The sequence below is a fragment of the Hymenobacter negativus genome (assembly GCF_017571495.1).
Classification (GTDB): Bacteria; Bacteroidota; Bacteroidia; order Cytophagales; family Hymenobacteraceae; genus Hymenobacter; species Hymenobacter negativus.
Map to the genome: position 1 here is coordinate 247249 of NZ_JAGETZ010000008.1, position 19830 is coordinate 267078.

Sequence of the window (19830 nt, forward strand, 5' to 3'; positions counted from 1 at the left end):
CATGAACACTAGCAAATTGCCGACGCAAAAAAACAAAGCTGTTGAAATGACAAACGCAACGAAGAAAAAACTGAAGGCGGTTTCCAACGCATTCAAAGGAAAGGAAATGTTTCCTGAAAAACTGGAACGCGCTAAGCAATTGTTTAGGGGCCTGCGCCCGCTAAACGCTTAGCATACGCCCTATATAGCAGACAAGCCCCGCCCTACGGCGGGGCTTTTTCTTTGCCCCCATGTCCACCTTCACCCGCCGCTTCCTAGTCCTTTGGCTCGCCCTGCTAGCCGCCCTGCTGCTGAGCCAGTACGCTGTCCCTAACCTTAGCTACGGTCTGCTGCTGGCCATGGCCGTGGGCTGCCCCGTGGTGGCGGGGCTACTGCTCTGGTGGGTGGGGTTGGGATTGCGGCAAGCGTGGCACCGGGCGCGGGCGCTACGGCAGGCGGCTCGGTGGAAACGGCTGGGGAGGCGCCGAACCAATGGACGGATGCCTACCAACCTTAAAAGCCTTGCCAAGTACACCGTGCGCGAAGCGACGGGAGCCGCCTTTTGCGCGGGGGCAATCATTGGGGTGGGCCTGAGTGGTCATGCTGAACGCCGCAGCCGTTGCACAATCATTGTGCATAAATTCTTGGTAGCTTGCGAGCATGCAAAAGCAACTTCGTAAACCCGCCAACTGGCAGGATTTTGAAACACTCTGCAAAAAGCTGTGGGGTGAAATCTGGCAGGCGCCTAACGAAATAAAGAAGAACGGACGGACAGGGCAGGCGCAAGCCGGGGTGGATGTGTCTGCCATTCCATTCGGTCAAAATGGCTACTGGGGCATTCAGTGCAAAGGCAAAGACGATTACACCAATGCCCGTCTCAGTAAGGAGGAAATCGACAGTGAACTGGAGAAAAGTCGCGCTTTTACCCCAGCCTTAGAAGGGTTGATTTTTGCCACCACGGCCAATAAGGATGCTGTCATTGAGCAATATGTGCGTGAACTTGACCTAGCCAGCCGCCAGGCAGGTGGGCCAAAGATTCTGCTCTTCTGTTGGGAGGATATTGCCGACTTAATCGAGGAGAATCGAATTACTTACAACTGGTACATACTAGAGCAAAAGTTTGCGACAAGCTTTGCGGTTGAAGTAGGGTTCCAGACTGAAACTGGCGCGACCTCTAGCGAATTGGAGATAGAGCCCGTGTTCGTTCGAAAGATAAAAATCTATGAACTGGATGACCCAGATACTCCCCCGCAGGTTCAACAATTGGTAATTAATGGGCAAACCATCCGGTATCGCCCCCCTATGCCAGTACCAGGGCATTTGCGACGCTTAATGGAATCGACCGCTCTATTCAGAAACATCGGGGCTATGCAGGCAACATCGCTTTATGGTTCGACTATCAACCATGCCACAAAAGAGGTGGGGTTTTCTCTAACTAACTCTGGCCATCAAGTCATCGAAGACTGGAAAGTACAGTTCGAATTTATGGGCAGCTTCAAAGAACTGGATACCAACACTGGTAGCAGCGGTAGCTTTGGGTTGCCAGCGATACGGCCGTTCAATTCCGGCACATGGGTCGACGGAAATCGCGTGGGGTTCTCTTCCCCGTCAAATAAGCCTTGGGTGCAAGGCGACACTCGTAGTCTTGAGGTATACGTCCGGCCTGACCAGCGGGAGTACACCCTTCCAATACACTGGCATTTGCGTGCTCGGGACTATTCAACAAAGGGAGAATTGACTTTGCATATTAAGCCGAAGTACGAAAATGCCTTTGAGGTAGAGAAGGTAGCCACTGTTGAGGAACTACGCGAACCGGAGCTTATATCTATCGAAGAAAAAAAAGGCAAGGGGTAGAAAAGCTTCGTTCTTAAGCATCAGCTTTTTCGTAGCTTGGCCGCTCATCTATCTCTCGCCCTGATGGCCGCTGACCTGGTTACCCTGATTGAAACCGTTGCCATCACGCAGTTCCTTTCCCCTGGGGCCAAAAGCTTGGGCGAAGCAGCCTTAGAGCGTGGGCAACGGCTGGCTACAGCAGCCGTGCAACTGCTAAAGAATGTCGGCCGCGAGCCCCAACCCGTCGAGCCGAAGCTGCTTGTGCCCCTGGTGCAGGCGGCAGCGCTTGAATCGGACGAATCGTTATCCGACAGGTGGGCGGCGCTGCTGGCCAATGCGGCCGATTCGGCCCAGCGGGTTGCGGTGCAACCGGGGTTCGTGGAGGTGCTGCGGCAGCTCACGCCTGCTGATGCACTGCTGCTACATTCGCTCTACTATCCCCCTAAAGGTAGTGGACTTCCTGCGAGCCAGCGCATGCTCAAGCAGTTCGACGGACTGGGGCTCAGCTATGCCGATATTAATTTGTCGGTTGACAACTTGATTCGCCTGCACCTGTGCGTGGGTCGTACCGAGAGAGGGGGCATGTTCTATGACCCTGACCGCCCCAGCCAAATTGGGGCCACCGTATTCGGCAAGCAGTTCATGCAAGCCTGTTCGGCGCCAGCAGCCTAAAAGCCCTTTTAATATCTGCGGCGCAGCCGAGATAGGCCACCGTTTGTGCGGGGCAATCGTTGGCTTAGTTCGCCTTTATTCACGATAATTAGGCAATTGTAAGCCAAATTCAACTTAATTAAACCAAAGTATGTAACGGTCCGTTACATTTGTGCAACTACAAAAAAAAGTCATGCAATCAGCCATTCTAGCTATACTCAGTTCTGCTGCTTCTGTGGCAGCGGTATATGGGTTGGTTTCAACTTGGCAGAAATTAACCAAGCCTACTGAAAGTGAATCACTTGTGGTCACAAACTCTCGAACAAAAGAGTCTATATTGCTTCCAAAGCAATATAGTCATGAGGCGGTCAAAGAGCTGGCCAAGCTAGTTGAACATTAATCACTATTCCTGTCATTGAAAAGGCCCGGTGCAAACCGGGCCTTTTTCTTTACTCTTGATTCGGCGGGTCGGGTTTGGAAGTAAGCGCTATGCGCAATGGTTCAGACGGTTGCGCTGCTTGAGGCCTGGCAGTTAGTCGCTTCATTTCTTCGGCATGACGCGCACGGCGCACCTCTGTTGCATCAGCTTCAAGCTCAGCTCGTCTTGGGGAGTCTGCTGGCAATCCCTTAAGCTCCTTTTCAATAGTAGCCAGGTATTCATCAAAACCCAAGCGCCCAGCGGCCCTCTCTCTCTTCTCTTTTACTCTTGCCGCCACGTACTTCAACAACCCAAAGGTCCCGGATGATAAGAACGGGGCGGCAGCGACCGTTACGCCCTGCAAAACAGGGTGCCCGGCAAATACTGCACCGCCAAGTAGAGCAATGGCCGCCGTAAGACTGTTCTGTGGGGTCTGTTCTTTAGAGGAATTGGCAGGCTTAGATGAATCGTCGGTCATTTGGTGGGGCAGGTGTTTAGCAAGATACTGCTGCGAAGGAGATGTTACTATTTTGGTTGGCATGAGGCTGCACAGTTCCTAGCACTGCTCCAACTACCCGGTGTAGTGGGCCGCAAGGGGCAATTGGAGTGAGTAGCGCAATGTTCGCGGCACAGGCAGCCGAGCCGGAAACATCAATGCTTTTGCAATCTCTGTGAAATCTAAAAATCATAATATGACGTGTCAAAGGTCGAGTTGCTTTTAGCCAGAAACCGCCTGATGTGCGCCCGATGAGTGCGCGGAACGGTTAGGAGCTTCTGTTTGGCGCTGTTAGTAGGGGCGATGTGCATACTACCTAAAGCGGAAGTCTCATTTTTGTGGCTAGTTATGGGCAAGTTTTTTGGGTTTGTTTTAGCACATGGATACCAGAGCACGTGGGAGAGGCTTATAAATGGAAAAGCAGCAACCCTGATTTTTTGGCTAGTTGCAAGCAAAATTTCTTGCCTAGGTAAGGACTCGGGCCCGGATTTGTTACCCGGCACCGCCACAAGTAGTCCCCTGCAAATCGCTCCGATTGAAAGCGGGACAACTTGGCTATGTTACCGTAGCGGACCCACCGTTTCCGGCCCGACCAGTTACGCCGGTATTCTTGCCCCATCGTTTCACCTTAAGCCTCCACACGATGGCAAAAACACCAAAACCACGTCAGCTGCCGTTGCCAAGTTGGCAAGCCGGATTCTGCGCAACCCCCAAAGCTCGAAGACGGCCAAGACGCTGGCAGCTTCGTTGCTGGCTCAAGCCTAGGTTGTTAAAAAGCCCCGACCTCACCAGTTGGAGCTTTTTCGTGGGCCGATATTTTTGTGCACAACGGCTGTGCAACAATGTTTTTCGGGGTGCTCAGCTGCAAGACGCGGGGCAATCGGTGGGGCAATCAATACCATTCACCTTGATAAAACTCTCCGCGCCAGAATTCTCGCCCATCCCCTGGCAATACAGGTGGCGGGAGGTGTTTAGCTGATAAACGAACTAGGTGGACAGATGTGCTTCGACTAGGGCTATATTCTTCAACTCGTGACACGGCGAAGTAATCCTGAAAGGCATCTATCCACACTGGTATTGAGTAGTCCAGTCCTGCTATATCTGCGGGAGTCAACCGAAGCTGCTCTACCAAATACCTGGTTTCATCAAGCATTGCTTTTAAATCCGCCCAATACACGCTTAAAACAGTAGTGTCCAGCAGTAGGCTTAGGCCCACGCTGGCAAAGTAGCTCAGCGAGGTGGTGAACGGCTGCAAGCTCCCGTTACCCATGTCAATTTGCCCGGTGCTGATTGGCGCCTCTTCTCGCAAGACTAGGCGCGGCTGAGCTTTAACACCGGAATAGGCAACCGGCTGCACGGTAATATCACTGGCCTTGTAGTTCAGGATGCGTAACACACCCGGCACAGTATCGCTGGGCTCACTGGCGGCAAATGGCAATGTTGCCAGCACATATTCAGCGGGCAGGTTTTCGTCGGCCACTAAAATTTCGCCGTTCCCATAGCCTTTTTTGACGTTTTCATCCTCTTTCCATTGCAATAAATTGCGCTTCCCGTAGTCGCCAAATTTGTAGACTAAGTCCCGCTCTGGCAATCGGCTAGGAGGGGCGAATAAATCCAGCTTATTCGACCAATTGCGCGCTATTGGAATGTTTTCCAATAGCTTATTGCCCGTGGCTAGGTGAAGATGAGGGCGGTAGTTGTCGCAGGTGATTGTTAAAGACAACAATATCATTATCGTTTTCACAAATTCCAGCTGTGTCACTCCATCCGGCAGCCACTCATTGAGCTTTATCAACCCACCCGGCGGAAATTCTTCCAATAGGGTAACTGTAAAAGTCACTTGCGTATCAAGTGAGTCGCCGTTTGGGAACACGTACTGCCGCCCCCGATAACCCACCTGCCACAGCGGGTCCGTTGGGCCGACATTCCCAAATCCATCCCACTCATCACCCTGCCAGAATAATTCTACCGTATCGCCGGGGTGTAGTATCCACCTGTCGAGGCGTGGGGCAAATGCTTTATCCTGCGGGCCAGCAACGTGGCTGGATTCGTCATAGGCAATCTGGGCCCCGTTCTGATAGATTGGCTGGCCGTTAATGCGCAGTTCCACTTTGCAGCTGACTTTGCCCGGCCATAATGTATCGCAGTAGAAATGCACAAAAACGCTTGCCGACAAATTATAGTAGCCCAATGTATCGACAGTGTAGCGCGCCCCTGTGTAAGTGGCACCGGCGCTTGGTGCATGGTAAGGTGCTTGAGCGGTATACACCATCGGCAGCCGCTCAGGACCAAATTCCGATTCGTGCTCAATGCCACGCGGATTGGTGGTGGGCGTAGTGACTAGCCCAGCATTCAACGCTCTAGCCTCCCTAAATTCATTCGAATACACAAATGGGTTGGCCACTGGCACGTTGAGCGCAGCAAACAGCGGCTCGCCCATCAGCGAGTCAGCCGTGAAGCCGGCATCGGTCAGAATCTGATTCCAGATGAGCCAGGCCGCGACGCTGGGGTAGCACTGCCACGGGTCGATGCTTTGGAAATCGAGATTTTTGCCCCTATCATAAATCTCGTAGCCATAGCCATTGGTTTCCCAGTAGGCGTAGGGCAGCCGGGGCGCGATGTTGGCCGGCGTCCACAGGTGATTGAACCGGCTCAGGTCCAGGTCGCGCAGGGTTTTCTCCCCCAGCTGCTCGACGAGCCGTCGGTTGCCGCCGAAGAGTTGCAGCTGGTACCGGCCGGCACTGTAGCCCTTGATGGTCAGGATGGCCAGGGGCAGGGTCTCGACCCCACCCGACGTGAGCACGGCCGGCACACGCACGTAAGCCGCGCCCTGGGTGGACTGGCTGGCCGCAGCCTGGCGTAGCAGGCGGTGGTTGTGCGTGTTACCCGGAACCGAAAATTCGGGAGAGTACGAGCTCTGTATCGTATCGGGTTTCGACCGGTCGTTGGCCTGGAAGCTTGGCAGGAGGGCGGTTTCGTCGTCGAGGTCGAGCCGTTCCCCACGCACCCAGACTTCGTTGGTAGTCGTGCTCATTGGCCTTGGGAAAATGCTGGAGCTGCCTCGGTGAACGTAATGCTGATTTCCTTCCGCCGCACCCCAAGGCGGCCGGCCGCGAAGCTGCCCGAGTCCAGCGTGACCGGCACCCAGGGCCCATCGAGCACGGGTTGGTACCACACCTGCGGGCTGCGGGCCAGCGTGCGCAGGCCGGCCAGTAATGCCTCACCGGCAAACGGGCCGCTGCTGGCCGTGATGGCCGTGCGGGAGGCCCCGCGCTCCGAGTAGCGTTTTTCTCCTGTACTAGCTTCATTGAAGAACTGGCCGTCTTCTACTTCGTCGCTGACCGCTGGCTTGCCGGAAAACACCCAATACCCGTAGCCGCCACCGGGCGCGAGCCAGGCCACGGGCAGCGGGTTGAGCGGGCAGGGCAGCACTACCACCGGGTCGAGGTTCTGCGCCGTTTCGCTTGCCAGGGAGCCAAAGCCACCTACCGCCAGCGCGGACTGCACCACGAGGTAGGTTTCAAAGCCGGGCCACAAGGGGCGTTGGGCGAAGGGACTCAGGACTGATGCATTATCAAATTGCACCTGCTCATCGGGAACGGCGGCATTGATGGCGTAGCCGTGCTCCAGTAGTTCGCCGGTGGTACGGCGCAGCTCGTAGCCAACGTACAAGTCGATGCCGTAAGCCCCGGGTGAGTTCAGGTCGAGGCGGCGCCCGCCTGAGCCATCGGGTGCGCCCAGCTCCGGACGCAGGAACCAGCCCAACCGGAAGATGGCGTAGCCCTGCGGCCCGACCGTAGCCTGCAGCAGCACCGGGTCACCATAGGGCCGCACGGTCGAGAGGGGATGACCGGGCCGGAAACCAATAAACAACTCGGCCTCGATGAAGGCCTGTTGCTGCCCGGGCACAGCGGCCACCTGCACGGCCATGGGCTGCCAGGCCGAGCGCCAGCGCGGCGTGTAGGTGCAACTGGTCGGCGTGGTGTCGCTGGTGGCGCCCGGGACGTAGTTGTCGGCGTACTCGTCCATGCAGCCCGTGGTGGGCGCTGCTTCCGGAATGGTAAACGGCTGGTTTAGGGTACACACGATGCCCGTACCGCCTACGTCTAGGTTCTCGTTGGCGTAAAGGATGAAGGACCCCGCCGGCAGCCCCACGGTATTCCAGGTGCCGTTAGCGTGCGCAGCCGCCGCACCAACCGGGTCCCCACTGGGCTGCTCGTAGACCTGCGTGGCGGCGGCGGTGGTCTGTATCCCGCTCAAGGTAAAGGTTAGGTAGCCGTCGCTGCCGCCGGGCGTAGTGGGAGCATGCGCGATGAGGGCTGACAGGGCGATGGTACACGTCACTACGCCGCATTCGATGGGCGCAACAGCGGTAAATGCCTGCCGCGTGATGGTGCCGCCCAGGTCGCGCTCCTGCACGGTAACCGTGTACGCTTGGTCAACCAAGCCCGATACCCGAAACGGCAGTGCATTCGGCGCGTAGGCCCCGCCGTAGTCGATGCCATCGGCACCCAGCACCACCAGGCGGTACACGCCCTGCTGGGCATATTCACTCATGTACTGCAGCTCGTACCAGCCGCCGTCCGTTTCGCAGCCGGACCTGATTTCGATGTCTTCAAACGCCATGGTTATTTTCCTTGTAAAACGTGGGTGAGGGCCGTGGTGATGGCGGTCATCTCGCCGGCGGCAATGCGGGCCAGCAGCGTGTCGAGGTAGTCCTCGGTCAGCACCTTATCCAGCAGGCCGCTGGGCTCCCCGGTCCGGTAGAGCGCCGAGCCCTGCTCGTGCATCTTGCGGGCCGCCAGGAAGCCAAACTGCTGGAAGGTCATGCGGGGGTCGTCGAACTGCAGGCCTTTGTCCTCGGCCCACTGCGCCAGGATTTCCGAGAGCTTGGGCTCGCCGCCAGCCCCGGCTGCCGTGGTGGGCCCCCGGCCGGTGAGCAGCGTTTGCAGATGGGCCGGGCCGTAGAGGGTCAGGCTGTCGTCATCGGCTTCGAAGTGTAGCGCCGCCGCTGTCTTGCCGGTGGTGTAGGCCGGCCGGCCCCGGGGCGGCTGCCGGTGCGTGCGTAGCGCCTCGATGGTGGCGGCCAGCAACTCGGGGCCCGCCTGCGCAAAGGCGATTTTGGCCGAGGTCAGCATAGGGCCGGCGTGGAGAAGGTGAACGACAGGAAGAAGCCCGTGCCGATGGTCGAACCGGAGCGGGTGACGGGGCCGCGGTCCACGTCCCCCAGGGCGCCCTGCCCATCCTCGTCGAGCGCCGCCACGAACTGCTGCGTCAGCACGTCCATGGCGTCCTGAATCAGCAGGGCTTCGTCACTGCTGGAGCCCTGCTCGTCGTTGCCGAAGAAGCACATGCGCACCTTGCTGATGACGCGGCCGTCCCGAATGGTGCTGGGGACCAAAAACAGGTACACCTGCGGGAAGGCCGCATCGTAGTTGATGTCCTTGGCCGTTTCCTTGCCGTGCCAGAAAGAGCCGGCCCCTACGGCTGTGGCCTGCTGCTTCAGGTAATCGACGACTTGCTTGTAGGTCATTACTTAGCGGGGCCGGCGGGGCGGCTGGGGTTGGTTGAGAATCTTCTTTTTCAGCGATGTGCCGGGCTTGGCCTTGATGCGCACCGGGATATGGGTCAGGTCGTGGGCATCGAGCAGCACGCGGTAGGCGGCGGCTTCGAACTTGTCTTCGCACACCACTTCGGTTTCGGGGTTGACCAGCCAAGCCGGATGCACTTTGCTGAGCATCGCCTGGAACTCGGCCACGTACTGCGGGGCCAGTTTCGCGGTCTGCTGGTCGACGGCGGCCTGCAGTGTCATCTTGACGGGGCCGCCCTCGGTGGGCTGGGGTTGGGTGGTATCGCTCATTAGGTGGTTTTGGGATTGTAGAGCTTCTGCAGCCGGCGCTGGTAAGCGCTGCGGGCTGCGTTCAAATTCAGGTGGGTCAGCACGGTATCAGCATCCAGGGCCAGCACCGCGCGGTAGCTCAGGACGGCACCGCCCGCCGCCGCATCCAGGTGAAGCAGCGGGCCAAACCGCTCGCCCAGCTCTTCGGCACCGGCGTCGATTTCTTCGTCGTCGAGCTCGGGGCTGTCTTCGGGGTTGGGTTGGTGCCTTTTTGCCAGTTGCGCCAGCTGCTCATAAAATGGCTGGCATCCGGGTAGACCTCCGTACAGGGCGCCTCCAGCAGGGCCGTATGGGCCGCACTCACTTTGGCCTCGTTGTACTTGCCCCAGAGCAGTTCGCAGCGGTACACGGCCAGGATGTAGGCCATGCTGGCCAGGGGCGGCCGGTCGGGCTGGCTTTCGAGGTGCTGGTGTACTTCCAGCATGGCCCCGTAGCTGAGGCTGCCCACGTCGGGCAGGCCAGGCGTTGCCGGCAGCGCCAGCACGTCGCTGGCATCGAGGCTAAAGGCCAGCAGATTCAGCAGGTACTCGGCATCGGTCAGCGCCAGTGCTCCCAGCGTGCCGGCATCGAGGCCGCACAGGATTTCGGCCGGTAGGCGTTGCTCGTCGGGTGCTGGGGCCAGGTAGTCCACGAAGGTGGCAAACGACACGTCGGGCCAGCGCGTGGGCACGGTGATGGCCAGCGGGGTGGTGTCGAGCGCAGTGAGGGTAAGCGTGGTGGGCATCGTTACGAAATGAGGATGGGGGGAGCACTGCCGCGGCGGGGTGTCGTGGCTTTGGGCAAGCGGTTGAGGGCCACGTAGCGTAGCGGGTCGATGCAGTGGTTGAAGGCATCGACCGGCTGGTTAATGGCCTTGCCGGTGAGGCGGTCCACTTTGTATTTGTAGTTGTTGAGTTCCTTGCGCAGCATGACGCTGCGGCGTGTCACGTTGAGCTTGTACTGCTTCAGCAGGTCCAGGCCCGCATTTACGCTGTCGGGCCCCTTCAGTGCGCCTTCCATGGTCAGGCCCATCCGCCGCAGCTCTTCGATGCTCTTGGGCTCGGCCGAATCGGCAATCACGTCCCAGCGCTGGCGGGGGCGAATTGTTGTCAGCGCCTTGAAGATGTCGGGGTTGGTCAGGCCCTCGGCATACAACTGCTCGTCGGCCCACAGCTCGCCACCCCCCAGGTAGAGGTCGATGGCGGTGGTCGGGTCGTTGGTAAAGCCGAAGTCCACACCGGTGCCTAGGTACTTGGCGCCGGTCGGGATGGCATTGTCTTCCACGACCACCCAGTTGCGCAACACCAAGCCGTCAATCTTGCCCGTAAGGCCCCGGGCGTACACCTTCCACAATTCGAGGTCCTTCTCTTTCAGCGCTTCGATTTTGGCCCGCTGCTGGGGCTTGACGAAGGGGTTGTGGATGTGATAGGAAATCAGGTGTTCCACGTTCGGCTTGCCCAGCAGTTGCTCGTGCACCCAGAACTCCGCGTTCGGGTTGTAGTCAACGAAGCTCTGCTCGGAGCGCAGGTAGAGCTCCTCGAACACGCCGTAGGGGATGCCGTTGGCCTCGTTCACGAACAGGTACTTGCGCTTGCCACTCTTCGCGTCCTGGGGGCTGTCGTAGCTCTTGAACTCCATCACGCACCCGTTGTGGTAGGTGAAGGTGTGGTCGGACTTGTTGTAGCTTTTGATGAGCCGTTGCAGCTCGGGGCTGTTGTGGTAGATTTCGTTGGCGTCCCGAATCGCCCCGGCTTTGAGGTTGGGAATGTCCTGGCCGCACACGGTGGCCACAGCGCGCGTGTCGTCGGCCAGCTTGGCGAACAGGGTTTGCAGGATGGTGTAGGTCTTGCCCGACCAGGTGCCGCCCTGGTTCACCACCACCTCGGCCGTGCTGTTGAGGTTGGGCTCAAAGAGGTCGCCGGTGCTAAACATGGGCGGCGGCCTCCTGCTCGCTGCGGGCAATGGGCACACCCGACGAAATGACCTCGACCTTGGCGTTGATGACGGCCACGGCGCGACTTTGCTCGTTGTCTTTCTCGTAGGCCCCGCTCATGCGGGCCAGCTTATCCAGCGCGGCATCGGGGTCCCGTAGTTCGATGCCAAGGCCAAACTGCGTAGGCTTGATGGCTTTGGCCAGGTCAAGCACACCAGCTTTCTGGGCTTTTACCAAATCCAACTGTAGACGCTGCTTCTTGGCGGGCGGACCAGGTACCTCGTAAGTAGCGGCGGGGTTCATTTCCAGCTCCACCTCCAGGCGGATAACCTCATTGCGACGCTGCTGCTGCCGGTAGCGGTGTTTCTCCAACTGGTCCTCTTCCAGTTCCTGCCTCGTTGCAACGCGCTCCTCGAAGTCGATTTGATACGAGAGGTCGGCAATCTTCTCCAGCAGCGGCCGCAGCTCGGTGGTCGGCTCCTCGTATTCCTCTGTTGTATAGAAGTCCTCGAGCGTGGCACGGCTCACCCGGTCCCAGCGCACGGCTATCTCTTCCGAGGTCGGTGCCACACCTTTCAACTGTTCGCCGAGGGCCTTGCGAACCTTAGCATTTCTTAGCAGTCGGCTGCCCTCGACAAAGGCGCTTTTCTTAGCGTAGCCGGCTCTTTCGGCCGCTTTGGTGTGGCTGATGTTGGGCTCCAGGCACAGCGCGTCCACGAAGGCCTTTTGCTTCGCAGTCAGTTGCTCGTAGGCGGTTAGCGTGGGCTGGTTTTCGGCGGGGGGCATAGCCCAAAGTTCCAGCCGGCCCCAGCCGTTCTGCGCATCAAGCCGCGGCGGTTGTTACACAGGATTGTGCAACAAGCTCAAAGCCGGTTTCAGGGCTGAGGACCAGCTCCAAATACAATGGACCGTCGAAGGTGGGCGGCAGGGCAGCGAACAGCGCCGCAGCCAGTGCAGGAGCCCGGAAACGGGACGCGCCGCGGTCGGTGCGCACCGAGAGCAGCAGCGCACCGGCACTGGTCTTGCGCGGCAGCAGCTGCCAGCGCGTGCCCGGCGTGGTGGGCGGCAGCAGCATGATGGCCACGGCCGTACCCAGACTGCGGTAGGCTTCTCCGTTCAGGCTGGCATAGCCGTCGCGGTAAAGGGTAAGCTTGGGGGTATCGTCGATGAGGGGCATGAGTGAGGCCGTTGGATAGTTAGCCAGGTCTGCTGGCGGCCGTTGGAATCAGGTAGTGAAGTTCCGCTTACTCCCAGTGCTCCTGCCAGAAAATTATAGTTAGAATTTCGAGTCGTTCGCCTGATTTAAAACCAAAAAAAGCCCTGACCATTTGGCCGGGGCTTCTCTTTGACTGCTGCCTGATGCGTCTAGTGCTTCACTTCAATGTGTTGGTTCACCATCTTGCCGTCCTGCTCCATGCGCAGGTTGTATAGGCCGGCGGGCAAGTGCTGCACATTGAGGGTGCCAGTGGCATCGGGTTGGGCAACTACTTTGCCTTGGCTGTTGAGCAGGGTGGCATTGCTTGCTCCCTGTGGCATAGCTAAGGACTCACTGGCTGGGTTTGGGTAGGCTGCTCCTGGGGTATTCGCCTCCCGGTTAGCACAGCCAATATTCCTAAAATTAGGGCCGTCTACTATGGGAGAAACACAACCTCCGGCAAAAACGGCTTGTACCGAAACCGAGTAAATGCTTCCACAATCGCCTCGTGCCGTATAAAGCGTCAGAGTCGTGCCGTGAATATTGCTGTTTGGGGATTCTCCTGGTGTGACACCTGTTGTGACCGGGCCATCAAAGAACCAGTTATATGAAACGGCACCAGGGACTGGTTGTATAGTTGCTGTTAAGCGGCCGTTGACAGTGTTATTGCTTCCGGTGATAGGTCCGGGGTTTGCTACAGACACTGTAGTCACGGTCTTAGTGACGGTTGGTGAACCAAGTAGGCTGTAGAAAGTAGCTGTAATCGTCCCCTGGCCAGAAGCTCCTGTTGCTAAGCCGGGAGTGAATGTTGAGCCTGAACCGCTGGTTGTGGCAAAAAAGCTGGCCGGGGAGGCGCTCCAAGTAACATTGCTACTATTTGCCGTGAATGTCGGGCTAACACCAGCACAAGCAGATTCATTGCCTATAATAGCTGGTTGAGGGTTGCAACCGGTAACAGCAACAGAACTAGAAAAAGTAGTCTGGTCTGGCAGCGTCACTTTTAAAGTATAGGTATCTGTAATGTCTACATAGGTGATGGGCGAAGCAGTGGAAGTGCTGATAACGTTCGGGCTGCCATTCCTGCGCCATTCGTAGGTAGCACCTGGGATATGGCATCCCTCACCGATCATCACGCTTGAGCCTGAGCAAGCAGCAGCAGGACCGGCCGTGGGAATTTTATAAAGTTCTACCTCGTCGATATGATACCGAACCCTAACAGGAGTAGATGAGCCGGAACCACCGCCAGCAAAATTACCAATTGTTACGGTCCACTGATTCGTATTGGCAGAGGAAACAGCTGGTACGTTGACTTGTCCAGATACCCTAGTCCAGGCAGCATTTTGCAAGGGTACACTGCTTTGCATCGGATTAGGAAAAGCTTCAGGATTCGCGAGTTTCATGCCGAGGCGAGTTGACCCATTGCCAGCAGCACGATAGGCTTGAAAGCTTGCGTAATAAGTGCCTGGACTCAACGTTAAGGTCGTGGTAGGTGAAATATTGTCTTCTCTATATAAAGGCGACGACGAGGCTTGCAGAATGGAAATAATACTGATGGCTCCGTTGTGGACCGCCGGGTTCGAGTTGTACTGGTACGGAGTAAAAGAATCTCCTATATATGCATCTGGTCCTGAGAAGTTTACAGCAGGATTGTTGGTAAAAGGGTTGGTGAGGCTACCTGTAGGAGCATTGGTCGCATAGTAGATTGGGTGTCCATTTGTACCGCCAGCAAAACCGCTGAACTTCCAACTGGTTACCTCATCATGTGTGGCAGTTGGGGATTGAACGTTGTCTGGTGCCCCTGACATTTGCGAGACATTTTGCAACTCAAAGTCAGGGTTGGGCAGCAAATTACAGGGGTTAGCAGCCTGACCATTGGACTGGCTAGGCTGTAGTATAAGCCCCAGGCCAAGCAGCGCAGGGACGAGAAAACGGAGTGCAGCTGCTGGTGATGGTTTGTAATAAGCCTTGGTTTTCATAGAAAAGGGAATTGGGTGAAAAGGATACCCAAATCTTGCCCTATTGCAGTCATCGAATCAAGGACGTATACCGCCCAATTGTGACTAGGACTTATACCATATGCCTTGCATTAAAAGACGATTATTAGGCCGCTAACCGCTTTTTTGAAGGAATGCAGGGCATGACCCGTTATAGAAATGACTACTTAAAAGACATCCAGCCTTGTTACCTAAATCTTAAATCTTGCCGTGCTTGCGCAGCTCCGGATAGCGGGAGATGTATTCGTAGAGGCTGCCCGTGGTGCGGCCCAGCTGCGCCGCCAACGTGGCGGCTGTTTCGTTACGGTAGTGCTGGGCGATGTAGTTGTAATCGCTGGTTTTATAGTCTCGACGGCGGGGGGAAGGGCTTGCAGAAGGCATGGCGAGCGTGGGGTAGTTTCTGGGAGTGGGGCACTACATTCGGGCCCATGAAAAAGCTGTTCTGGTTAGGGGCGTGCCTGCTGGCACTGAGTGTACATCCGGTCAAGGCGCAGGCGACGAACCCGGAGATTGCCGTGGTGCGAGTGTATGAGTATGAGACGTGGGTCGAATTGGTGATTGTTCGGGGGCCGGACCAGAGCGAGATTCTGAAATTCGACAGCGGAACAACAGAGAAGAGTTTGACCAAATCCGGCAAAGGGTATTACAATGCCTTATTCAAGCTCTACCAGGAGGGCTATTCGTTGCAGAGCACGTTTACGGCGACGCCGACGGCTGCCGGCAGCTTCACCACGCTGCTCTTCGTCAAGGCCCCGAAGCCGTAACGATGCCCAGCGCCTCGTCCACGCTGTGGACCACGTGGTAAGTGCTGCCCCGCCACTGGGCTTTGAATTGGGCCTCGCCCTCGGTGAGCTGGCGCTTGCTCGGGGGCTGGGCAGGGTCCTTGACCTCCATCAGGAAGGTGCGGCCCCGGTAGCCCACGAGCAGGTCGAAGCAGTTCTTGAGCTGGTGCAGGTGCAGGACGGAGGCGCCGATACCGCGCAGGGCGGCCACGATGGCCGGCTGGTTGGCGTCGATGCGGGCGGCGGTGCGCAGGGCCATTACAAGGGTGGATTTGATAAAAGTAGATTTTCATACTTTTATCGAAGTTGTTGATTTGCAGAGGGGTGTGGCTTAGAACTCCAGCAGCTCTTCCGCTGGCTTGGCCGGTGGCCCAATCAGGGCCAAGATGTCCGCGAAGGGGGCCCGGTTCAGTACCAGTTCTTCTAGGCGCGCCATCTCGCGGTTGAAGTCCAGCAGGAAGACGGTGGCCTCCATGAAGGCCGTTTCCGTCTTTCGGGTGTGCCGGGTGCGTTCCTCGTCCGTCATGGGGCGGAAGGGACCCTCGGGGTCGCCTTGGTCGCGCTGCATCATGCGGCGACCTTGTTCGTCCTCTATCCGGTGCAACGTACGCGGCCCCTGTAGCAGCAACTCGGCGGCGTACACCGTTTGCTCGTGCAGCTGCAAGTGCAGGCCGTGCGGGGTGACGCCCTCGTGGAGGTACTGGTACATCTCCCGGTACGGGTCGTAGGGCAGGGGCTCGGCTTGGGCGGGGTCGAGTTCTACCTCGTTGAGGGCGTCGTAGTACGGGTCGTACTCTTCGGGCACCGTGTCGCCCTGCTCGCAGACGCTTCTAATCATTTCCAGCGCCCAGGCGATGTCACAACACTCTTTGGCTTGTAGTATCCACATGCCATAGCCGAGCGTGTGGTGGGTGCGCTTTGCCTCGTCGGTGTTTTTGTACAGCAGCACGTGCGAGAGGTGCTCGGCTTGCCAGGAAAACTGCGCTTCGAGAAATTGGAGGCCTTGTAGTTTTGACATGGTGGGGGTGCCCGGTGGGCGGGTTAGCGGGGTGAGGGGTCAGGGCTAGGCCGCAAAAGGGTGCGGGCTGGGCTTGGGCTCGGCCGGGCCGTGGGGCATCCAACCGCGGCCGGTGAGGATGCCGGGGCTGCGGGCCTCAATCTTGGCGGTGAGGTCGGCGGTGAGGGCGCGGGCTTCGCGGCGGTTGTGCCAGGGCAGTAGTTTTCGCAGCACTTCCCGGCGGTCGGCGGGGGCCGTGAGCGGGTGGGTGACCAAGCCGAGTAGGCGCTCGGCCTCTTCGGTGGTGAGAAAAAAGGAATCTTCGGGCGCCTGGCCCAGGGCTTCCCACGCATCGAGGCCGAGGCGCAGCTCGTCGAGCAGGGCCGCATCATCGCCGGCGTGCTCGCAGTAGACGACGTTGAGCACCCGGCTCCCTTCGGGAAACCAGACCTTCACCGCCCGGCGGATGTAGGCCCCGCCGGGGTGCTGGCCACTCGCCGGCAGGTCGGCAATGAGCTCGTTGATGGAGGTGTAAAACAGGGGGTGGTAGCATCGGGCGATGGCATTCGTGCGCTGGGCAAGGGCGAGGGTAATTCCGCGGGTCATGGGGTTAATCGGTGTAGGGCAGGCGCACAGCGCGGCCGTTGGGGTTGAAGTCGGCCGGTAGGTCGGGCAGGTAGTTGGTGCCGTGCCGGCGGTAGGTGTTGAGGGATTTCACGTCAAGCGGGGAGTGGCCCAGCTTGGGGTCGGTGTAGCGAAAGCTGGTGCGCTCGTAGCTCAGGGCCACGCCATCGACCGAAGTCGGGAAGCCGGTTTCGGGCTGCTCCTTGATTTTCTTGGCGTGAAAAGCCACCGTGTTGTCGGTGGGCATCTCGTCGTAAAGCGGGCGGTGCACCACGAGCAGGTTGTCAATCTTGTTGGCCCACATGCGGCCCTGGGCCACGCTGAACTGGTCGGGCACCTTGAGCTTGCCATCGGCCGTGCGGGCTACCCCGGCGGGGTGGGCGCAGACGATGGCGCATTGGTCGTAATCCTCGGCGAAGTCGCAGAGTTTGCCCAACTGGTGCTTGAGCATTTCGTCGTCCCGGCCCCCGTAGTCTCCCAGATTATCGGTGAGCGTGTTCCAGGGGTCGAAGAGAAAGCCCTTGGTCTGGTGCGTCACGGCGACATGCTGCATCACGGCCAGTACCTCGTCGAGCTTGCCCGCCTTGCGGGGATTGACGATGTGGAAGTGGCGTAACACCCAGGCGGCTGCCTCCTCGTACTCGGCAAAGCTCAGGCGGCGGTATTTGGGGTTGCAGGTCTGGCCCACGTAGGCCTGCACCAGCTTGCGCACCAGCTTCCAGCTGGGCATGTTCTCGGGGCAGTCCAGGCCCCAGGTCCAGCCGTCGTACACGCTTTTGACGAGCATGAGCTGCAGCATCAACTCGGTTTTGCCGTGGCCGGGCCAGCCGGTAACCAGGGTGGCTTCGCCCGGCATCCACGACCACCAGCCTTGCAGCGTGGGAAAATGGGTGGGCGAGCCGTTGGTGTCTTGGCGGTTCCAGGCGGCGCGCATCTCATCCAGCACCTCGGCGGGGTTGAGCAGGGCGTCGGCGGGATTGGCCGGCGCGGGGTGCTTCGCGCTTTTCGGTGGCTGGGCAAGGTCGGCGAAGTAGTCAGCGGCGGGCATCGGCGAGGGCGTAGGACGTGAGTAGCGCCGCTTTCTGGCGCCTTTCCAGCGGCCAGGTCTTGTGGGCCTGCAGGTGGGGTTGCGCCAGGAAAGCCGACACGCGGGCCACCGTGGGCGAGGGCAGCGGGTTGTAAGCCGTGAAGCGGGCAAAGAGCCGGTAGGTGATGGCCTGCCAGTCAACCACTGGTTCGGGTGCGGTGGTGGCCAGCGTGCGGGCCAGCTGGGCCACGTTGTAGGTGGCCAGCTCCCGCTCCCCGGTGGCGGCAAAGTGATAGGCCGACACGGCTTCGAGTACCGCTTCCACCTGCTGCCCATCGCGTACCACAAAGGCCGCGTGCCTGGCTGTGGGGTCAAGGCTTTCCAGTCGACGGCGGGCAGCCTGGGCCACGGGCAGCAAGGCCTGGCGCAGGGCGTGGGCCGCGTCGTCGGTCAACTGCTGGGTCAGGTCGGGGTCGAGGTAGGGCAGGTGGGGCATGGCTTAGGCGGCGGAGGTGAGGGCGGGTTCGGGGGTGTCGGCCAGGGCCCCGTTCAGGGCCGGCCGAAACAGGGCGGAAGGGTCGAAATTGGCCGGCAAGGGCGGGCGGGGGGCGGGTTCAGGCGCGGCGGGCTGCCGGCGCTGGCACCAATTGCGGGCCGTCAGGTGGGCCGTGGTGTATTTGCGGGTTAGGCCGGCGTGGTTTTGCATGGCCAGCACCACCTCGTGGACCAGGGCCTCGCCAAAGTCCGCCACCAACCGCTGCCAGGTGTCGGCCGTGAACGGCGTTTTCAGGCGCTGAACGTCCGGGGCGTTGGCTTGCAACCAGGCCTGCCAGTCGGGCAGCGAAATCAAGTCAGCAGGGGAAGCACACGCCCCGACGGCGGGAGCCGGAGCGGGTGTTTTTGTTTTCCTTTTTGTTTGTTCCTTATAAGGGGTATCACTTCTCCTAGCACTTATCCTCTCACTTGTACTAGCATTTGTACTTGCGCTTTTACTTGCTTTGGGCAAGGGTATTTGCGGAGCATCGGGGTCGAGGAAGCGGTACACCGTGGGGCTGCGCTTGTGGCCTGACGTGAATTCCAATAGCCCTGCCTGCTTGAGTCGGTTGCGAGCACGTATGAGCGTGGTCTCTACCATGCCGAGGGTCGCACAGAGAAGCGGGTTTGAGTATTGGAACTCGGTAGGCCAGTTCCGCTCGTTGCACACGGCCACCAGTTCGTAGAACAGGTCGGCCTCCACAGACGAGAAGGGAAAGCTGTAGCGCAGCTTGCGGAAGTGGTTGGCGAGGGTGTAGCCGTTCATGGCAAGCGGGAGCGGCGCTTAGGCCGCCGCTTCGGCTTCGCGGTGGGGACGAGCGGCGCGCAGGCGCGGCGGGGTAGCCGTGGACTGGGCCGGCACCACGGCCGGCGCGCTGGCTGCCACCGGCTGGCACAGGGCCAGAATCTTGACGCGGTCCGAGGTGCCGGCGCGGTCGTCGGCGTCCTCGCCCTCGGCAATGCTGCGCTCGTAGAACACGATGTCGCGCTCTAAGCGAAGCATGGTGTCGGTTTGTCCCTCCTGCAGCTCGCACACGATTTGGGAGGCGCGGCGCGGCGTGACTGTCAGCGTTACGGTCTGGGTGCGGGAGCGCACCGTGACTTCGAACACGCCCTCGGAGCCGGCGTCGTTGAGGTCGAGCCACTGCTGGTGCTCCCGGGCCCAGACGCGGCGCTTGGCGTCGGCCTGGTGCTGGTTGTAGTTGGCCCCGTAGGCGCCACTGGCCGTGTTGTGGCCGGTGTAGAGGGCGTTGAGTTCTTCTTTGGAAAGCGTCATGACGTGGAGGAATGAGAAATGAAGGGAAACGGCTCGGTCTAGCGGCCTGCTCGGTAGGCCGGAAGGGTTACATGCCCGCATGGTCCTATAGCCGCTATGGTCAACATGTTCGAAATGGTCAACCTGGTGACAATGGTCAACATGTTGGAAATGGTCAACCTGGTGACAAGGGTCAACATGTTCGAAATGGTCAGCATGGAGGAATGATGGCAT

General features: G+C 59.0%; 25 protein-coding genes. 6 read left to right on the top strand and 19 right to left on the bottom strand.

Annotation, left to right across the window (positions count from 1 at the left end):
- Position 1: 1 nt before the first annotated feature.
- From J4E00_RS17580 to J4E00_RS17600, 5 genes are all read left to right on the top strand, one after another.
- Complete coding sequence (locus J4E00_RS17580; protein WP_208176524.1) at positions 2-172, top strand: hypothetical protein; 171 nt, start codon at positions 2-4, stop codon at positions 170-172.
- Between the two features lie 58 nt (positions 173-230).
- Positions 231-659, top strand: coding sequence for a hypothetical protein (locus J4E00_RS17585; protein ID WP_208176526.1), 429 nt, complete (start codon positions 231-233; stop codon positions 657-659).
- Positions 640-1833, top strand: a complete 1194-nt coding sequence (locus J4E00_RS17590) for a hypothetical protein (RefSeq protein ID WP_208176528.1) — start codon at positions 640-642, stop codon at positions 1831-1833. Before J4E00_RS17585 ends, J4E00_RS17590 begins: the two co-directional genes overlap by 20 nt.
- A 63-nt stretch (positions 1834-1896) precedes the next feature.
- Positions 1897-2484, top strand: coding sequence for an Abi-alpha family protein (locus J4E00_RS17595; protein WP_208176529.1), 588 nt, complete (start codon positions 1897-1899; stop codon positions 2482-2484).
- 172 nt (positions 2485-2656) lie between these two features.
- A complete protein-coding gene (locus tag J4E00_RS17600) occupies positions 2657-2863 on the top strand; it encodes a hypothetical protein (protein WP_208176531.1) in 207 nt (68 codons plus the stop codon).
- A gap of 49 nt (positions 2864-2912) precedes the next feature.
- On the opposite strand, the gene J4E00_RS17605 is transcribed toward J4E00_RS17600, so the two are convergent.
- The 12 genes from J4E00_RS17605 to J4E00_RS17660 all read right to left on the bottom strand — a co-directional run bounded on the left by J4E00_RS17605 (position 2913) and on the right by J4E00_RS17660 (position 14758).
- Entirely contained in the window at positions 2913-3359 is a 447-nt protein-coding gene (locus J4E00_RS17605; RefSeq protein ID WP_208176533.1) for a hypothetical protein, read from the bottom strand.
- Positions 3360-4269: 910 nt separating this feature from the next.
- Positions 4270-6411 carry a hypothetical protein gene (locus tag J4E00_RS17610; RefSeq protein ID WP_208176535.1) on the bottom strand — a complete coding sequence of 714 codons (2142 nt, stop codon included), beginning with the start codon at positions 6409-6411 and terminating at the stop codon, positions 4270-4272.
- Entirely contained in the window at positions 6408-8003 is a 1596-nt protein-coding gene (locus J4E00_RS17615; protein ID WP_208176538.1) for a hypothetical protein, read from the bottom strand. The genes J4E00_RS17610 and J4E00_RS17615 overlap by 4 nt, the downstream gene beginning before the upstream one ends.
- A 2-nt stretch (positions 8004-8005) precedes the next feature.
- On the bottom strand, positions 8006-8515 hold the full coding sequence (locus tag J4E00_RS17620; RefSeq protein WP_208176540.1) for a hypothetical protein: 510 nt from the start codon (positions 8513-8515) through the stop codon (positions 8006-8008).
- Positions 8509-8910 (bottom strand): hypothetical protein, encoded by a 402-nt coding sequence (locus J4E00_RS17625; RefSeq protein ID WP_208176542.1) that lies wholly within the window; start codon positions 8908-8910, stop codon positions 8509-8511. The genes J4E00_RS17620 and J4E00_RS17625 overlap by 7 nt, the downstream gene beginning before the upstream one ends.
- Before the next feature lie 3 nt (positions 8911-8913).
- A complete protein-coding gene (locus J4E00_RS17630; protein ID WP_208176544.1) occupies positions 8914-9237 on the bottom strand; it encodes a hypothetical protein in 324 nt (107 codons plus the stop codon).
- 118 nt (positions 9238-9355) lie between these two features.
- Positions 9356-10000, bottom strand: a complete 645-nt coding sequence (locus J4E00_RS17635) for a hypothetical protein (RefSeq protein ID WP_208176546.1) — start codon at positions 9998-10000, stop codon at positions 9356-9358.
- Between the two features lie 2 nt (positions 10001-10002).
- On the bottom strand, positions 10003-11187 hold the full coding sequence (locus J4E00_RS17640) for a PBSX family phage terminase large subunit (protein ID WP_208176548.1): 1185 nt from the start codon (positions 11185-11187) through the stop codon (positions 10003-10005).
- Entirely contained in the window at positions 11180-11974 is a 795-nt protein-coding gene (locus J4E00_RS17645) for a terminase small subunit (protein ID WP_208176550.1), read from the bottom strand. The genes J4E00_RS17640 and J4E00_RS17645 overlap by 8 nt, the downstream gene beginning before the upstream one ends.
- A 37-nt stretch (positions 11975-12011) precedes the next feature.
- Positions 12012-12365 carry a hypothetical protein gene (locus J4E00_RS17650; protein ID WP_208176553.1) on the bottom strand — a complete coding sequence of 118 codons (354 nt, stop codon included), beginning with the start codon at positions 12363-12365 and terminating at the stop codon, positions 12012-12014.
- Positions 12366-12553: 188 nt separating this feature from the next.
- Entirely contained in the window at positions 12554-14359 is a 1806-nt protein-coding gene (locus J4E00_RS17655; protein ID WP_208176555.1) for a T9SS type A sorting domain-containing protein, read from the bottom strand.
- Between the two features lie 216 nt (positions 14360-14575).
- Complete coding sequence (locus J4E00_RS17660) at positions 14576-14758, bottom strand: hypothetical protein (protein WP_208176557.1); 183 nt, start codon at positions 14756-14758, stop codon at positions 14576-14578.
- A 47-nt stretch (positions 14759-14805) separates the two neighbouring features.
- Here J4E00_RS17660 and J4E00_RS17665 point away from each other — a divergent pair, with 47 nt between their 5' ends.
- Positions 14806-15141: a hypothetical protein gene (locus tag J4E00_RS17665; RefSeq protein WP_208176558.1), complete on the top strand. Its 336-nt coding sequence runs from the start codon at positions 14806-14808 to the stop codon at positions 15139-15141.
- Here J4E00_RS17665 and J4E00_RS17670 read toward each other — a convergent pair.
- The 7 genes from J4E00_RS17670 to J4E00_RS17700 form a co-directional block, all read right to left on the bottom strand.
- Entirely contained in the window at positions 15122-15418 is a 297-nt protein-coding gene (locus J4E00_RS17670; protein WP_208176560.1) for a hypothetical protein, read from the bottom strand. The two genes, J4E00_RS17665 and J4E00_RS17670, sit on opposite strands and share 20 nt — an antisense overlap.
- Positions 15419-15490: 72 nt before the next feature.
- Positions 15491-16177: a hypothetical protein gene (locus J4E00_RS17675; RefSeq protein ID WP_208176562.1), complete on the bottom strand. Its 687-nt coding sequence runs from the start codon at positions 16175-16177 to the stop codon at positions 15491-15493.
- 45 nt (positions 16178-16222) lie between these two features.
- A complete protein-coding gene (locus J4E00_RS17680; RefSeq protein WP_208176564.1) occupies positions 16223-16762 on the bottom strand; it encodes a hypothetical protein in 540 nt (179 codons plus the stop codon).
- A gap of 4 nt (positions 16763-16766) precedes the next feature.
- Positions 16767-17828 carry a hypothetical protein gene (locus J4E00_RS17685; RefSeq protein ID WP_208176566.1) on the bottom strand — a complete coding sequence of 354 codons (1062 nt, stop codon included), beginning with the start codon at positions 17826-17828 and terminating at the stop codon, positions 16767-16769.
- A complete protein-coding gene (locus tag J4E00_RS17690; protein WP_208176568.1) occupies positions 17815-18303 on the bottom strand; it encodes a hypothetical protein in 489 nt (162 codons plus the stop codon). Before J4E00_RS17690 ends, J4E00_RS17685 begins: the two co-directional genes overlap by 14 nt.
- 3 nt (positions 18304-18306) lie before the next feature.
- Positions 18307-19107: a hypothetical protein gene (locus J4E00_RS17695; protein ID WP_208176570.1), complete on the bottom strand. Its 801-nt coding sequence runs from the start codon at positions 19105-19107 to the stop codon at positions 18307-18309.
- Between the two features lie 18 nt (positions 19108-19125).
- Positions 19126-19617 carry a hypothetical protein gene (locus J4E00_RS17700; protein ID WP_208176573.1) on the bottom strand — a complete coding sequence of 164 codons (492 nt, stop codon included), beginning with the start codon at positions 19615-19617 and terminating at the stop codon, positions 19126-19128.
- Positions 19618-19830: the final 213 nt, after the last annotated feature.

What these genes read in the sequence shown, in the direction of transcription:
- J4E00_RS17580 (WP_208176524.1), top strand. Translation starts at nt 2, where the DNA reads ATGAACACTAGCAAATTGCCGACGCAAAAAAACAAAGCTGTTGAAATG.
- J4E00_RS17585 (WP_208176526.1), top strand. Translation starts at nt 231, where the DNA reads ATGTCCACCTTCACCCGCCGCTTCCTAGTCCTTTGGCTCGCCCTGCTA.
- J4E00_RS17590 (WP_208176528.1), top strand. Translation starts at nt 640, where the DNA reads ATGCAAAAGCAACTTCGTAAACCCGCCAACTGGCAGGATTTTGAAACA.
- J4E00_RS17595 (WP_208176529.1), top strand. Translation starts at nt 1,897, where the DNA reads ATGGCCGCTGACCTGGTTACCCTGATTGAAACCGTTGCCATCACGCAG.
- J4E00_RS17600 (WP_208176531.1), top strand. Translation starts at nt 2,657, where the DNA reads ATGCAATCAGCCATTCTAGCTATACTCAGTTCTGCTGCTTCTGTGGCA.
- J4E00_RS17605 (WP_208176533.1), bottom strand. Translation starts at nt 3,359, where the DNA reads ATGACCGACGATTCATCTAAGCCTGCCAATTCCTCTAAAGAACAGACC.
- J4E00_RS17610 (WP_208176535.1), bottom strand. Translation starts at nt 6,411, where the DNA reads ATGAGCACGACTACCAACGAAGTCTGGGTGCGTGGGGAACGGCTCGAC.
- J4E00_RS17615 (WP_208176538.1), bottom strand. Translation starts at nt 8,003, where the DNA reads ATGGCGTTTGAAGACATCGAAATCAGGTCCGGCTGCGAAACGGACGGC.
- J4E00_RS17620 (WP_208176540.1), bottom strand. Translation starts at nt 8,515, where the DNA reads ATGCTGACCTCGGCCAAAATCGCCTTTGCGCAGGCGGGCCCCGAGTTG.
- J4E00_RS17625 (WP_208176542.1), bottom strand. Translation starts at nt 8,910, where the DNA reads ATGACCTACAAGCAAGTCGTCGATTACCTGAAGCAGCAGGCCACAGCC.
- J4E00_RS17630 (WP_208176544.1), bottom strand. Translation starts at nt 9,237, where the DNA reads ATGAGCGATACCACCCAACCCCAGCCCACCGAGGGCGGCCCCGTCAAG.
- J4E00_RS17635 (WP_208176546.1), bottom strand. Translation starts at nt 10,000, where the DNA reads ATGCCCACCACGCTTACCCTCACTGCGCTCGACACCACCCCGCTGGCC.
- J4E00_RS17640 (WP_208176548.1), bottom strand. Translation starts at nt 11,187, where the DNA reads ATGTTTAGCACCGGCGACCTCTTTGAGCCCAACCTCAACAGCACGGCC.
- J4E00_RS17645 (WP_208176550.1), bottom strand. Translation starts at nt 11,974, where the DNA reads ATGCCCCCCGCCGAAAACCAGCCCACGCTAACCGCCTACGAGCAACTG.
- J4E00_RS17650 (WP_208176553.1), bottom strand. Translation starts at nt 12,365, where the DNA reads ATGCCCCTCATCGACGATACCCCCAAGCTTACCCTTTACCGCGACGGC.
- J4E00_RS17655 (WP_208176555.1), bottom strand. Translation starts at nt 14,359, where the DNA reads ATGAAAACCAAGGCTTATTACAAACCATCACCAGCAGCTGCACTCCGT.
- J4E00_RS17660 (WP_208176557.1), bottom strand. Translation starts at nt 14,758, where the DNA reads ATGCCTTCTGCAAGCCCTTCCCCCCGCCGTCGAGACTATAAAACCAGC.
- J4E00_RS17665 (WP_208176558.1), top strand. Translation starts at nt 14,806, where the DNA reads ATGAAAAAGCTGTTCTGGTTAGGGGCGTGCCTGCTGGCACTGAGTGTA.
- J4E00_RS17670 (WP_208176560.1), bottom strand. Translation starts at nt 15,418, where the DNA reads ATGGCCCTGCGCACCGCCGCCCGCATCGACGCCAACCAGCCGGCCATC.
- J4E00_RS17675 (WP_208176562.1), bottom strand. Translation starts at nt 16,177, where the DNA reads ATGTCAAAACTACAAGGCCTCCAATTTCTCGAAGCGCAGTTTTCCTGG.
- J4E00_RS17680 (WP_208176564.1), bottom strand. Translation starts at nt 16,762, where the DNA reads ATGACCCGCGGAATTACCCTCGCCCTTGCCCAGCGCACGAATGCCATC.
- J4E00_RS17685 (WP_208176566.1), bottom strand. Translation starts at nt 17,828, where the DNA reads ATGCCCGCCGCTGACTACTTCGCCGACCTTGCCCAGCCACCGAAAAGC.
- J4E00_RS17690 (WP_208176568.1), bottom strand. Translation starts at nt 18,303, where the DNA reads ATGCCCCACCTGCCCTACCTCGACCCCGACCTGACCCAGCAGTTGACC.
- J4E00_RS17695 (WP_208176570.1), bottom strand. Translation starts at nt 19,107, where the DNA reads ATGAACGGCTACACCCTCGCCAACCACTTCCGCAAGCTGCGCTACAGC.
- J4E00_RS17700 (WP_208176573.1), bottom strand. Translation starts at nt 19,617, where the DNA reads ATGACGCTTTCCAAAGAAGAACTCAACGCCCTCTACACCGGCCACAAC.